Source organism: Sphingobium sp. Z007 (assembly GCF_900013425.1).
Lineage (GTDB): Bacteria > Pseudomonadota > Alphaproteobacteria > Sphingomonadales > Sphingomonadaceae > Sphingobium.
Genome location: NZ_FBXK01000002.1, coordinates 121,253 through 133,920 on the forward strand (window position 1 = coordinate 121,253; position 12,668 = coordinate 133,920).

General features: G+C 61.4%; 14 protein-coding genes. 10 read left to right on the plus strand and 4 right to left on the minus strand.

All coding sequences use genetic code 11. From position 1 onward, the window contains the following. Window positions 1–50: 50 nt before the first annotated feature. A complete protein-coding gene (locus CEQ44_RS05915) occupies window positions 51–371 on the minus strand; it encodes a single-stranded DNA-binding protein (RefSeq protein ID WP_066609015.1) in 321 nt (106 codons plus the stop codon). Between the two features lie 752 nt (window positions 372–1,123). Between CEQ44_RS05915 and CEQ44_RS05920 the strand changes: the two genes are divergently transcribed. The 3 genes from CEQ44_RS05920 (at window position 1,124) to CEQ44_RS05930 (ending at window position 4,674) form a co-directional block, all read left to right on the plus strand. Then, window positions 1,124–2,218 carry a replication initiation protein gene (locus tag CEQ44_RS05920; RefSeq protein ID WP_088185009.1) on the plus strand — a complete coding sequence of 365 codons (1,095 nt, stop codon included), beginning with the start codon at window positions 1,124–1,126 and terminating at the stop codon, window positions 2,216–2,218. A gap of 190 nt (window positions 2,219–2,408) precedes the next feature. Further along, window positions 2,409–3,611 carry an AAA family ATPase gene (locus tag CEQ44_RS05925; RefSeq protein WP_088185004.1) on the plus strand — a complete coding sequence of 401 codons (1,203 nt, stop codon included), beginning with the start codon at window positions 2,409–2,411 and terminating at the stop codon, window positions 3,609–3,611. 46 nt (window positions 3,612–3,657) lie between these two features. Then, complete coding sequence (locus tag CEQ44_RS05930) at window positions 3,658–4,674, plus strand: ParB/RepB/Spo0J family partition protein (RefSeq protein ID WP_088185005.1); 1,017 nt, start codon at window positions 3,658–3,660, stop codon at window positions 4,672–4,674. Between the two features lie 61 nt (window positions 4,675–4,735). On the opposite strand, the gene CEQ44_RS05935 is transcribed toward CEQ44_RS05930, so the two are convergent. Next, entirely contained in the window at window positions 4,736–5,761 is a 1,026-nt protein-coding gene (locus tag CEQ44_RS05935; RefSeq protein WP_088185006.1) for a hypothetical protein, read from the minus strand. Window positions 5,762–5,996: 235 nt separating this feature from the next. On the opposite strand from CEQ44_RS05935, the gene CEQ44_RS05940 reads away from it, so the two are divergent. Then, window positions 5,997–7,127, plus strand: a complete 1,131-nt coding sequence (locus CEQ44_RS05940) for a tyrosine-type recombinase/integrase (protein WP_373438220.1) — start codon at window positions 5,997–5,999, stop codon at window positions 7,125–7,127. 80 nt (window positions 7,128–7,207) lie between these two features. Here the strand turns inward: CEQ44_RS05940 and CEQ44_RS24925 are convergent, their stop codons facing one another. Continuing rightward, window positions 7,208–7,519 carry a DsrE family protein gene (locus CEQ44_RS24925; protein WP_232016439.1) on the minus strand — a complete coding sequence of 104 codons (312 nt, stop codon included), beginning with the start codon at window positions 7,517–7,519 and terminating at the stop codon, window positions 7,208–7,210. 289 nt (window positions 7,520–7,808) lie between these two features. Beyond that, a complete protein-coding gene (locus CEQ44_RS05950; RefSeq protein ID WP_088182558.1) occupies window positions 7,809–9,281 on the minus strand; it encodes a multicopper oxidase family protein in 1,473 nt (490 codons plus the stop codon). 151 nt (window positions 9,282–9,432) lie between these two features. On the opposite strand from CEQ44_RS05950, the gene CEQ44_RS05955 reads away from it, so the two are divergent. The 6 genes from CEQ44_RS05955 to CEQ44_RS05980 are packed head-to-tail and all read left to right on the plus strand — an operon-like array spanning window position 9,433 to window position 12,585. Next, window positions 9,433–9,753, plus strand: coding sequence for a helix-turn-helix transcriptional regulator (locus tag CEQ44_RS05955; protein WP_088182547.1), 321 nt, complete (start codon window positions 9,433–9,435; stop codon window positions 9,751–9,753). A 2-nt stretch (window positions 9,754–9,755) separates the two neighbouring features. Then, window positions 9,756–10,181 (plus strand): YeeE/YedE family protein, encoded by a 426-nt coding sequence (locus CEQ44_RS05960; RefSeq protein WP_088182546.1) that lies wholly within the window; start codon window positions 9,756–9,758, stop codon window positions 10,179–10,181. A 4-nt stretch (window positions 10,182–10,185) separates the two neighbouring features. Further along, window positions 10,186–10,629, plus strand: a complete 444-nt coding sequence (locus tag CEQ44_RS05965; protein ID WP_088182545.1) for a DUF6691 family protein — start codon at window positions 10,186–10,188, stop codon at window positions 10,627–10,629. Further along, window positions 10,626–11,405, plus strand: coding sequence for a sulfite exporter TauE/SafE family protein (locus tag CEQ44_RS05970; RefSeq protein WP_088182544.1), 780 nt, complete (start codon window positions 10,626–10,628; stop codon window positions 11,403–11,405). Before CEQ44_RS05965 ends, CEQ44_RS05970 begins: the two co-directional genes overlap by 4 nt. Before the next feature lie 19 nt (window positions 11,406–11,424). Continuing rightward, entirely contained in the window at window positions 11,425–12,174 is a 750-nt protein-coding gene (locus CEQ44_RS05975; protein ID WP_088182543.1) for an MBL fold metallo-hydrolase, read from the plus strand. 24 nt (window positions 12,175–12,198) lie between these two features. Beyond that, complete coding sequence (locus CEQ44_RS05980; protein WP_088182542.1) at window positions 12,199–12,585, plus strand: rhodanese-like domain-containing protein; 387 nt, start codon at window positions 12,199–12,201, stop codon at window positions 12,583–12,585. Window positions 12,586–12,668 lie beyond the last annotated feature (83 nt).

The following is a 12,668-nucleotide window of genomic DNA, read 5'->3' on the forward strand; positions in this document are numbered from 1 at the left end:
TCCGCGCATGCCCCCTCCCCTCTGGCCCGATCGACGCTGTCTCCTACGACCTATGCCGCCTTTGCCGCGAGCACACCGAACTCTTCGACGATACGGTCGGTCGTGTAGTGGGTGGTGCCATCGCGCTCGTAGGAGGTGTCACGGAGCCGTCCGGCAATCCGCACGAGATCGCCAACCTGAGCCTTCTCATCGATATATTTCCGCTGGCCGTCGCTGAAAATGACGACGCGGTTCCAATAGCTATCCTCGATCCACTGGTCGCCTTCTGCGCGGCGGCGATAGTTCGCGCATACCGAGATGTTCGTGACCTTCGGCTTGGCGTCGATCTCACCGATCCGTCCGATAATTTCGAATTTGGCAAAATTGATCATACGACCTCCTCACTGCGTCAGCCCAGCGGCGATGAGCGGTGGTTCAGCTGCTATCGGGTCGCCGAGGATCTCGTCGCTGGGCATATCTGCCAAGCATCGAGACCGGGATGCTATCGTGGAACACCGGTCTGGCGGTATCCCCCCAGCTAGGGGGAGGTCGGTTCTGCTGTCTGAGCTAAAGGCTCAGCGAATCGCGTGCTTGGTTTTTTAGAATCATTCTAAAACAACGCCGCTGCTCGCAGCGGAAGGATTCATGATTCTAAGTGATTCAGATTCTGCGCCGAAAAGGTCTGCAATTTCAATGATCTGTCGCGTTTATCCTGACCGCATGGGGGACTTTGCCTGACCCGGCGGGGGCGTCATCCTGACCGGTCGGGGGCAGATAACTGACCTCTTGGGGCTATCCTGACCGATTGGGGGGAACGGCCTTTGGCGCGCCCGCGCTCTGGAATGGTGTCATTCTGCCCCGTTTATCAAGCGTGAGCGAGCCGAAAACGGGAAGAACGTGACTCGGATAGCGACTCGGCAGAATCTAAGGGCTTTTGCGGGAATGCCACACAGTTCTATCCTGACCGGATGGGGGCGACAGAAAGTGTTTTAGCCTGCCCTGACTTGACGAGCGAGGACAGGTCAGGCAGCAATCGGACGAATCTGCTAAATATGCGTTCGGCCTATATGACATGGAACATGCGGAAAATCTAAGCGCCAATGCAGCGCAAGAGGCGCAAGCCGAGTCGGCGCCGGGCCGCGCTATGCGTGTCGCAGCGGCTTTGCAGGCCAAGGGTGGCGAAGAATTCGCCAAACCCGGCAGCATCGTTGAGATCAAATTCGTGAAAGGCCAATCGCTCAGCCTGACGGCGTCCCGATTGCTCGCGTTGATGATCCTGACCGCAGGCGGCGATGCTTGGCAAGATCGGCCGCATCGGATGCGCAAGGCCGATATTCGCCGCGGTCATAAGGGTAATGAACGGATCTCCGAAATGTTGGAGGAACTGCACCGGACCTTGTTTGCGATCGACGACCGGTCCTGGCGCGGCAAGAAAGCGACGCTGCGCTTTTCCCTGATCTCGTCGTCTCGCGAAGAGGCGGAAGATACAGACGGCGCGGATGCGGGTTGGATCGAATGGGAGTTTACGCCTGATGCGCGCAAGCTCATCCAGGAATCCGAGAGCTATGCTGTCCTGAATAGGCAGGCGGTGCTGGGCTTCCGATCGAGCTATGCGCTCAAGCTCTATGAGATTGGATCGCTGCGGCTCCATCGTCGCCAGTCGACCTGGAAGGGCGATATGGCGGCGCTGCGCGCAGCGCTGGGCATATCGCCGGACGTGTATAAGGATTTCGCGCAACTGCGGCGCAAGGTGCTTGAAAAAGCGAAGGCCGAAATTGATCAGCTGGCTCACTTCCGCGTCGAGTGGAAGGAGATACGGCAGGGCCGAACGGTGACCGAGATCGAGTTCCGCTTCGAGCCAAAGGATGCGCCCGCGCAGATCGCAACCGTCGATGAGATTGAGAGGCATGCGACTGGACGGAAGGCGCGGCGCGAGGGTTCAGTGGAGTCGGTCGCCGAGATGGTTGACGTCGGATCAGTCGTGAAAGCGGCGATCAGCGGGCTGACCGCAGCAGAGAAGAGCTCTGAGATCGTCTTCCCGCAGGGAACGATCCGGTTCAATACCCAGACCCTGGCTGCGGTTGCCCGATCACATGGCGGCGGTTGGGATATCGATCTCATAGCTGACGCCTATCGCCAGCAGATGGGCGACCGTCTGGCAAAGCTCAAGGGTGCCAAATTGCTCAGCTCGTGGACCGGATTTTGCGAGAGTTTCGTGGCTCGAAGGGGTCGTCCATAGAGGGAATTGCACCGGTGCAATTTTCACACGCCCCCAACGAGTCAGGATGGGTCGCTTTTTTGAGGCCACTGATCGCCCCAACGTCCCTATTCGCCTCTGCAGCGAGGCATCACTTTCGAAATAACGCTTATGTTTGACGAAAAAGCGCAAGTAGGGCTACTATACCCCTAGTTTCAAAAAGGGGCGCCCTGTGGCAGCATCACTAGACATCCACGACACCCATGATCTTCTTTCGGTGGCGACGCTTGCCCAGCGGACCTCATCGGTACTGGAGCGCCTTCGCGATTCTGCGCGCAGCGCCCGAGCGGATGATCGTCGGGAGCCGACCTTTCCGATTGGCAAGGCTGCGGATTTGGTCGGGCGAACGCCAGCTGCAATCCGCGACGCAGAAAAAGATGGCCGTCTTCCGCCGCCCCCGCGAACTGAAAATAATCGTAGAGTGGGTTACACGCTTGCCCAACTCAACGATATGCGCGGCCTGTTTGGCACGCGACCCTGGAGGGCGGCCGAAGACCCCTGTTGTGTCGTGGCCGTCCAGAATTTCAAGGGAGGCGTCGGCAAATCGACCTTGTCGGTCCACCTTGCCCAATATCTCGCGATCCAGGGCTACCGCGTTGCCCTTATCGACTGCGACAGCCAAGCCTCCGCGACGACGCTGTTCGGCTATGTGCCGGATCTCGATCTGACTGAGGACGACACGCTTTATCCATTTCTTCGCCAAGAGGAGATGACGTCACTGGACTATGCGTTGCGCAAGACGCACTTTGATGGTCTCGAACTCATTCCTGCCAATTTGCGGTTGTTCCAGTCGGAATATGAGATCGCCGCCCGAATGGCACGAGGGCAGGGGGGGCTTATCGATCGTCTTTCCCAGGGCATCGCCAGCATCGCCGACCGGTTCGATGTCATCGTCCTCGATCCACCGCCAGCCCTTGGTGCCATATCTTTATCGGTTTTGCGCGCGGCGAATGCTCTCGTCGTGCCAGTGCCTCCCACCGTCATGGACTTTTCTTCGACTGCGGCGTTTCTGGCGATGCTTGATGAGACGATCGAGACGCTGGCCGAACGCGGCTTTGCCCCGACTCTAAAATTCCTTCGGTTCGTCGCCTCCAAGGTCGACGAGAACAAGTCGATGCAGAAGGAGCTGCTCACCCTGATGCGGACGCTCTTTGGCCACGCGATGGTGCGCACGCCGCTCAAGGATTCTGCTGAGATCGACAATGCGACGGCTCGTCTTATGACGGTTTATGAACTCGACGGCCCGGTGACAAGCAGTGCGGTGCGCAACCGCTGCCTCACCTATCTCGACGGTGTGAATGCCGAACTCGAGCTGGATATTCGAGCGATGTGGCCCAGCCATTTGAGCCGTTTGCGCAAGGAAGGTTTGGCGTGAATTGGGAAAATTGCACCGGTGCAATTCCGGGTAAAGGAACGGCTTCATGAGCAGGAAAAACGCGAGTTTCGCAGCAGAGCTGGCAGCGGGCATCAATCCGCCCGAAGACGGCGCTCCCGCGCCGCGTCGGCCTGGGCTGGGCGCCAATGTCCTCACCGGTAGGGAAAATCGATTGGCCGAACTGGCGGCAGGGACAGTCGTCAGCCGCACCCATGAACTGGTGGATCCCGCGCGTTGCCGGATGTGGGCGGGGCATAACCGGGAATATGCCTTGCTCAACGAAGAGCGGTGCGCCGATCTTATCGAGAGCATAAAGGCACAAGGGCGCCAGGAGATGCCCGCGATCGTCCGTCGTGTGCGCGGCGAACCCGATTATGATTTTGAGGTAATCTGCGGCGCGCGCCGTCATTGGTCGATCAGCTGGTTGCGCGGCCACAATTACCCCGACTTCCGCTTCCTGATCGACATTCGCGAATTGTCGGACGAGGAAGCGTTTCGCGTAGCGGACATTGAGAACAGGGCGCGCGAAGACCTCAGCGACCTGGAGCGGGCACGCGACTATCTCCGTGCGCTTGATGCCTATTATGAGGGCCGCCAGAAGGTCATGGCCGAGCGGATAAACGTCACAGAAAGCTGGTTGAGCCGTTATCTCGATCTCGCACGCCTACCAGCGGAATTAATGGTCGCCTTTCCCAATCCGCAGGATTTGCGGATCAAACATGTCACGGCGATCAAGCCTCTTCTGAAGCCCGATGATCGTCGCCAACGCGTATTTGCCGAAGCGGCCGCGCTCAGTGCTCGATCGGGAGGGGAGGGCGCTCCCATGGCTGTGCCGGAGATCGTCCGTGCATTGGCGCTGGCGGCCGATCCCCCCAAAAGGTCAGGATCCCCCAAGAAGTCAGGAATGGCGCAAATTGTTTCGAGCGAGACCGGGAAAGCTGTGCTCCGCATCGAGGGCAATGATCGCAAGGGAATTCGCCTGACACTTCTCAATAAGGGTGGGGCGTCTCGGGAGGATGCCGAGAAGGCCATTCGCGAGGTCCTTGACGCGCACTGGGCCTGAAGTGGGCCGACGCAAGAACGGGAGGCGTGACATCGAGCGGTCACGCCCCGCTACAACTCAATCAGTGGTGGTGAGCCGAGACATCGATACCGAGGCCAGCTAGCATCGAATCGAGTTCGGCCATTTCACGATCAAACTCTGCGAGCGCGGGTACAAAATCTGGGAGCGCCTGGGGCGGGGCAGGGGGACGCCCTACCGGACGGACAACAAACCCGAAGGCGATAGCCAGATCGCGCGTCATATAGGTCCGCCAAGCCTGACGACCGCTCACCTCCACTAGAAGGTCCAGTTCTGCCGCGCGAGAAAGCAGTTTGCCGGCACCAGAGATCGTCACGTCTAATCGTCGGGCGAGCATCCGAGGACTGACGACGGGGACAAACTGGACAAGGCTGAGCAACTCCACGAGCTTGCCAGGACGGTGCGCGCCATGGAGGGCTGCGGCGGCGCGTAAGCGGTCTTCCTCGATCGCCTGGAGCCTCACCAGCCCCTCTTCCGCCCGATCGGTGAGCGAAAGGAGGTTACGCAGGACGATGGCCTGCGTGTCGCGCGGCGAGAGGCGAAGCGCCTTGTCGCCAATGGTCAGGCACGGCAGCACGGCCTGGGTGATCTTCATCGATCGCAGGAGCCCAGGGACGGCAAGCCACGGCGTGATCGTGTTGTCTGCGCGGGAGCGCCGGGCCGTAATCTCAAGCGCGCGGAGGAGGGCTGGCCGCTTGCTCCAATCTTCTGGGACGTCCGTTGAGATCGCGAGTTCGTCTCGCCAATAACGGGATTCGCGCTGGGCCAATTGCCGCTGCCAAATTGGAAGCGCATCACGATCGTCCAGATTGGTCGGCATCGGCCGGCGACCGGGCAGATTGACGGCGCATTCCCGTCCGAAAATATCAATTTCGTCAATCTCGGCGCCCTGCACCCGCAGCGCCGTGGTATAGCCGGTCCAGGTGGCGCGTCGCTGCCACGGTGCGGCGGCAGGACTGGCAGAAACACGGGCATCGAGGCGGCCTATCGCCGCTGCCGCCCGTTCCAGACGGGCGACTAGCCTGGAGGTCCAGATTGGCTCTGAGAGGTCTGGGATGGCCATGGGCATGGCATAAGAATATCCTCAAAATAGCCATAGCGTCTACCATGCTGTTGCTCTTTAATAATGGACATATGATAATTGCAGTTATCATATATGCGGAATTGACGCCGTTCTATAAGGTGCGGTACAGCCAGCGCCGATGAATGACGCAGCGCACCTCGACGACAACGCCCGGATTGCGGGGGAAACGGCGCCAGCGCCACCAGCGGCTGCCGACGATCTCTCGTGGGCAGTTGTACAAATGCGCGCGGGCGCGCGTATCGTCGTCAACGAAGGCCTGCTCGCCGCCTATCAGGCCGCTTCGTCACCGCACAGCATCCGTGCGCTCAAATCCGACCTCGAGGCGTTCGACCGCTGGTGCCGACGCCACAGCCGCATCGCGCTGCCGGCAACGCCCGAGACGGTGGCGGACTATCTCGACGCGCGGGCAGGGCAGGGGGGCAAGCCGGCCTCGCTCGGCCGTTACAAGGCGTCGATCGCCAAGATCCACCAGCTGCTCGAGCTGAAGGATCCGACCCCGGCGTCGCTGGTGAAGCTGCGCCTGCAGGCGATCCGTCGGCGGCTCGGCACGGCGCAGACCCAGGCGCGGCCGCTGCGGTTCAAGGGACAGGTAGCCAACGTCGAGCGCGACGAGCCGCGCGGGCTGAATGTGCGGGCGTTACTCGAAAGCTGCGCGGAGGATCTGCCGGGCCTGCGTGATCGCGCTCTGCTCTCTGCCGGCTATGACACCGGGCTACGTGCCTCGGAGCTGGTTGCGATCGAGGTCGAGCACATTATCGAGGCGATCGATCCCGACGCGCGTTTGCTCAGCATCCCGCGCAGCAAGGGCGACCAGGAAGGGGAGGGGGCCACGGCCTACCTCAGTCCGCGGACGGTGCGGGCGATCGCGGCCTGGGTGGAGGCGGCCGGGATCGAGGCGGGGCCGGTGTTTCGGCGTGTGAACGTGCGGCGCTATAAAGCGCGAGCGGCTGTGCGTGGTCGGCGGATCGACAGCATCTCCGGGCGGGAGGCGTGGGATTTGCGCAAGACGCTGTCGAAACGGGCTGTGCCGGCGCGAGTGGAGTATGATGTGGGGGAGGGGGCTCTCCACCCCGCGTCGGTCGGGCCGATCTACCGATCGATGATCCAGCGGGCATTCGATGCTGCCGCGCTCACCGATTTGACGACGGATGATCTGGCGCGCCTGCTCAAAGGCGTTAGCGCGCATTCCACACGCGTGGGGCTCAATCAGGACCTGTTCGCGAGTGGCGAGGATCTTGCCGGCATCATGGACGCGCTGCGGTGGAAATCGCCTAGAATGCCGCTTGCCTATAATCGTAATCTTGCAGCGGAGCACGGGGCTGCTGGACGGCTCATGGCGAAGATTGGCTAGGTCTGGTCGTTTGTCTCAAGTATTCGGCCATACCCGCGCCAGACACGCGAGCTTGTCGGCCGCGGGGCTCAGCGGCGTTTTCAATCGGGTGTCAGCGCGAAGCCCCGAAGTTGGAGACTGGCCAACGTCGTGAGCGCGGAATCATTGATCGCCGCGCCGGATGTCACCTGATCCGGCCTTATCTTGTTGCCGACCATGGCTTGGCTGCACACACGGACCGACACACCGGCATTCTGGAGGTCCACAATAAGCGCGACGTTCGGATTGGCAGCCACGTTCATGCGCGCCGCATATGGCGCGCCACGCAGGACGAGCGGGGTTGCGAGGCCATGGATGATTACGACGATGTCGCCAGCGGCCGGGCGCACCTTTTCAGCGCCCAGCAGGTTCACGAAGCGTGCAACTTTCTCAAGGCTCAGGTTAATTGGTCGGGAGAGCTGGCGGCCCTGATGATATTGAACAAGACCCGATAGCGGAGTGTGGGATCGGGACGCTCGGCATCGCTGGGCACGGCCACTATACAGCCGAACTGCGGGATAACGGGTTAGATGCGATCTGTTGGTGCGGCCAGCGATGTCCCGCCCGTCAGCGTCGTGGCCGCGAGTAAAGCATGGTAAAAAGCTCTTTTCAACAATGTTGCTCTCCTCTTGAGCAACAGAGGCTGCATGAGCGCTGTGAAAACTAGGCGACACTGAACTGGCCCATCATCCCGTTATCCTCATGTTCAAGGATATGGCAGTGGTACATGAAGGGAGCGCTTTTGGCCGGATGATCGAAACGGATGAGAAGCTCTACGGGCTCCTTCACAAGCACAGTGTCGCGCGGCCCCTGATCAAGAACATCGGGCTTACCGCCGTCCCGACTAAGAACATCGAAGTGGACGCCGTGAATGTGAACCGGGTGGCGCATCAGTTCACCAGACACCTCCCATATCTCGGTGGAGCCAAGCTTCACGGTCTCATCGATGCGATTCATATCGAATGGTTTGCCGTTGATCGTTAGGCCTCCACCTCCGCCGCCTGACCCCATCATGCCGCCCATACCCATGTTCAGGACGAGGCGGCGGCGGCGCACCGCCTTGCCAGCGTCGGGCCGGGCTCGTGATGCCAGAAGGGTTGGCACCGCCCCGCTGGCACGAGCCTGTCCCAAGGGTCGTGGCTCAAACCGCAGCACGGTCGCGGGCGCGTCAGCATTAGCCCTGCCGGCGCTACGCCCCATCATACCCATCCCGCCCATCATCGAGCTGTTGGTGTCTGCCGCCGTCACAAGCGAAGCGGGTCTGCCGTCAGTAAAGTCGACGAGAAGCTCAGCACGCTGTCCCGGGGCCAGGGTTATGGCTTCAAGCGCCACTGCCCGTTCGAGCAGCCCCCCTTCGGTGCCGATCCAATGAAAGCTTCGTTGGTCACTGAACGAAAGTTCGTAGATCCGAGCGTTCGATGCGTTGACGAGCCGCAGGCGGACCAACCGGTTTGGGACCGCAGCCAAAGGGTTCACCGCGCCGTTCACCAGGATCGTGTCGCCGCGCCGCCCCTGCATTGCGACCATCATGCCACCCGGCATGACAAGGCGACCGCTTTCAAACTGGCGATCCTGGATGAGCAGCGGCAGATCATCCACGCCATATTCCGAGGGCAAGCCCAGACCCTGTTCTTCGTCGTCGGTTACCAGCAATGCCCCGGCCAAGCCTGAATAGACCTGCTCGGCCGTCAACCCATGGACGTGCGAGTGATAAAGGAGCGTCGCTGCTGGCTGCCGGATCGGGAGCGTAGGTCGCCAGGTCGCTTCTGGTGCGATGATCTGGTGAGGGCCTCCGTCCAGTTCTCCGGGAATCAGAAGCCCGTGCCAATGCACAGTCGTGTTCACCTTCAGTCCGTTGGTCACCGCAGCCGCCACGTCGTCGCCGCGACGCACCCTGATCGTCGGTCCGAGATAGCTGCCATTGTACCCGAGCGTGTCGCTCGGACGGCCGGGATAAAAGGAGGTCGTGCCCGACTGGACGCGTAGCGCGAACGAGCGATTGGACCGCGCGTCCAACAGCGGTGGCATCGGCAGCAGGTTTTGCCCGCCGTCGCCGAGAGCTGAAGTGGAGCGCGAGCACGCGGCGGTGGCAAACAACGCGGCTCCGCCAGCCAAAAGCGAACGTCGATCGAGCATCAAACCTGATCCAACGCGCGGGGCAGCTCGGCTGCGTCATTAGTTTTGGCACAATAGTAGCTCACGGCGGCTCCTAAACTTGATTCAACACCTATCCATCATATATGTTGCATATAAGATTCTTGGAGGGCCGGTGTCACTTTTTCTCGCAATGTCTCCGGAGCTTCTGGAGAAAAAGGCCGGCGAAGCGGAGGCGTTTCTCCGTTCGCTGGCGAGTCGGCACCGGCTGATGATCCTGTGCAGCCTGCTCGGGGGGGAGTTGTCGGTTACCGAACTGGGCGAACGCCTCGGACTGACGCAGTCCAATCTGTCCCGCCATCTGGCCACGCTGCGCGACGAGGGACTGGTAGGAACTCGGCGCGCGAGAACCACTATCTACTACCGGATCACGTCGGAGCGCGTGCTGCCGATCCTTACTGAGCTCTACAAGCTGTTCTGCGCCGATGGCGACGTCGAGGAAGGTGCATCCTGACGATGGAGGGTTTTACCCCATTTTCGGCCATCCTGGGCGGTGCGCTTATCGGCTTCTCGGCCTCGCTCCTGTGGATCGCCAATGGGCGCATCGCCGGCATCAGCGGCATCGTCGGCGGCGTGCTTGCGCCCGTTCACGGCGATGTGGCGTGGCGCGGGATGTTTCTGGTCGGCCTGATCGCTGCGCCCTTGCTCTACCGCGCGGCAGGGGGCGTGCTCCCAAACCTCGCCACGCCGGCGCCCCTCATCGCCGTGATCGCAGCCGGCCTCCTGGTCGGGTTTGGGACACGGCTCGGAAGTGGCTGCACCAGCGGCCACGGCGTCTGCGGGATCGCCAGGCTTTCGCCCCGGTCGCTTGCTGCGACCGCTATCTTCCTCATCACGGCGGCGGTGACTGTGTACGTCGCCCGACACATCATTGGGCTATGAGAAAATGAAGAAGCTGCTCGTTGCACTGGCCTCAGGGTTCATTTTCGGCTTGGGTCTGATCGTCTCGGCCATGGTCAGTCCAGGCAAGGTTCTGGCGTTCCTTGATGTCACCGCACCGGCCTGGGACCCAAGCCTGGCCCTGGTCCTGGTATCAGCGGTCATCGTTTCAGCGTTGGGATTTGCGCTCGGCCGAAGGCGCGAGGCCCCGCTTTTCGCCGCTACGTTTAACGGTGCATCGAACCGCTCCCTGGACGGGAAGCTCCTCTCAGGCGCGGCTCTGTTTGGCATTGGATGGGGTCTCGTCGGATACTGCCCTGGCCCTGCCCTGGTAGCGTTGAGCCTTGGGGCACCGGCGGCGCTGGTGTTCGTCATCGCAATGCTCGTCGGCATGGGCCTCTTCGCTCTCCTCCAGCGCCACCAGGCGGCCGCGGTGGGAGCTAAGCCATGACGCCGGTCGATCTCCTCACCCTCCTATCCGGTGTGATCGTTGGCTTCACCTTGGGCGTGATCGGCGGCGGCGGCTCGATCCTTGCCCTGCCATTATTGCTGTACGTCGTCGGCATGAAGGACCCGCACGTGGCGATCGGCACGAGCGCGCTGGCGGTCGCCGCCAACGCCTTCGCCAACCTGGTCCAGCACGCCCGGGCGGGAACCGTGAAGTGGCCCTGCGCCTTGGTTTTCGGGGTATCGGGTGTCGCCGGAGCCCTGATTGGCTCGACCCTGGGCAAGATGGTGGCCGGTCAGCACCTGCTGGTGCTATTCGCGGGCGTCATGATCGTGGTCGGACTTTCCATGCTGCGCGGCAAGTCTGGCGGCGGGGACCCGGACGTGCGGATCACGCGGCCGATCGCTGTCCGGCTCGTCGTGATCGGGCTTCTCGCCGGCCTGCTGTCAGGATTCTTCGGCATCGGCGGGGGTTTTCTGATCGTTCCCGGCATCATGCTCGGCAGCGGCATGCCTATCCTCAACGCGGTCGGTTCGTCGCTGTTTTCCGTGGGGGCGTTCGGCTCGGCGACAGCCTTCAACTACGCCCTGTCAGGGCTCGTGGACTGGCGCGTGGCCGGCTTCTTCATCGCAGGCGGGGTCGGTGGCGGCATCGCCGGCATGAAAATAGCCATCCGGCTCGCCGACCATAAGGGCCTGCTCACCCGCATGTTCGCTTTCGTCCTGTTGGCCGTGGCCACCTACATGCTGTTCCGCAGCCTGGGCGGGATCGGCACCTAACCACCTTTGGAGACCGATCATGATTTTCCGTCAATTGTTCGAGCCGGAGTCCTCGACCTACACCTATCTCCTTGGCTGTCCTGAGACGCGCAAGGCCGTCCTGATCGATCCCGTCCTCGAGTCGATCGAACGCGACCTTGCCGCGCTTCAGGAGCTCCACCTTGAACTGGCCTATACGCTAGAGACGCATGTCCATGCGGACCACGTCACATCGGCCTGCTATCTGCGAAGCCTGACCGGCTCCAAAATCGCTTATCCCGCGATGGACGGCCTTCCTTGTGCTGACGTAGGGGTCGCGGAGGACCAGCCCCTGACTGTCGGCGCGCTCACGCTTCAACCGCTGTTTACGCCGGGGCATACCGACGCCCATCATACTTACCTGGTTGATCAGCCCGGTGTCCTCCGCGCTTTTACCGGCGACGCATTGCTGATTGACGGCTGTGGCCGCACCGACTTCCAGAACGGCGACGCCGCCACGCTCTATCAATCGGTCACGCAAAAGATTTTCACCCTGCCGGGGGACGGACAGATCTTCCCCGCTCACGATTACAATCATCGTCGCATCACGACGGTGGCTCAGGAGCGCGAGCGGAACCCTCGCCTCGCGGGCAAGACCGTCCAGGAGTTTGTGGCGATCATGGACGCTCTCGATCTGCCTTACCCCAAGAAGATCGACATCGCCGTGCCCGCGAACAAGCTTTGCGGTGATTGCCCGACAGATCTGCCCGAGCGGCTACGCCAGATTGGCGGCAAGTCCGAACAGGGTTGAGAGCCCATGCACAGGAGAAGATTTATGCCGCGACGTACCTCGAAACAACTGGTTTCTGAAGCCAATGCCCTTGTCGAAAGTCTCCCGCCTGAAGAAGCAGCCCGGCTCGTCGGCAATTCCGATATTCAGTTTGTTGACATTCGCGAGCCAGCGGAAGTCGCGAAATCGGGTCTGGTCGCTGGCGCGGTGAACGTCCCGCGTGGCCTGCTCGAATTCCAGATCGATCCGGAAAGTCCTACTCACAATGCCAAGCTCGCGGCAGGATCGCGGCTGGTGCTCTATTGTGGGTCCGGCGCCCGCTCAGCCCTTGCCGCAAAATCGCTCAAGGAAATGGGCGTTGAGAACGTCGTCCACGTGCCAGGCGGGTTTTCGGCGCTCAAGGAGGCGGGCGCCTTGATCGCATCGGAATAAGTTCATGGTGCCGTTATTCCTAGCTGTCACGGTGCTGATGTGACCTAACCTAGCTTTTTTGAACCTGCAAAAGATTTGGCCTG

Coding starts and splice junctions, on each gene's coding strand:
- CEQ44_RS05935 (WP_088185006.1), bottom strand. CDS start 5,761: ATGCCCATGGCCATCCCAGACCTCTCAGAGCCAATCTGGACCTCCAGG.
- CEQ44_RS05960 (WP_088182546.1), top strand. CDS start 9,756: ATGGAGGGTTTTACCCCATTTTCGGCCATCCTGGGCGGTGCGCTTATC.
- CEQ44_RS05940 (WP_373438220.1), top strand. CDS start 5,997: ATGCGCGCGGGCGCGCGTATCGTCGTCAACGAAGGCCTGCTCGCCGCC.
- CEQ44_RS05915 (WP_066609015.1), bottom strand. CDS start 371: ATGATCAATTTTGCCAAATTCGAAATTATCGGACGGATCGGTGAGATC.
- CEQ44_RS05955 (WP_088182547.1), top strand. CDS start 9,433: ATGTCTCCGGAGCTTCTGGAGAAAAAGGCCGGCGAAGCGGAGGCGTTT.
- CEQ44_RS05965 (WP_088182545.1), top strand. CDS start 10,186: ATGAAGAAGCTGCTCGTTGCACTGGCCTCAGGGTTCATTTTCGGCTTG.
- CEQ44_RS05930 (WP_088185005.1), top strand. CDS start 3,658: ATGAGCAGGAAAAACGCGAGTTTCGCAGCAGAGCTGGCAGCGGGCATC.
- CEQ44_RS05975 (WP_088182543.1), top strand. CDS start 11,425: ATGATTTTCCGTCAATTGTTCGAGCCGGAGTCCTCGACCTACACCTAT.
- CEQ44_RS05970 (WP_088182544.1), top strand. CDS start 10,626: ATGACGCCGGTCGATCTCCTCACCCTCCTATCCGGTGTGATCGTTGGC.
- CEQ44_RS05950 (WP_088182558.1), bottom strand. CDS start 9,281: ATGCTCGATCGACGTTCGCTTTTGGCTGGCGGAGCCGCGTTGTTTGCC.
- CEQ44_RS05920 (WP_088185009.1), top strand. CDS start 1,124: ATGCGTGTCGCAGCGGCTTTGCAGGCCAAGGGTGGCGAAGAATTCGCC.
- CEQ44_RS05980 (WP_088182542.1), top strand. CDS start 12,199: ATGCCGCGACGTACCTCGAAACAACTGGTTTCTGAAGCCAATGCCCTT.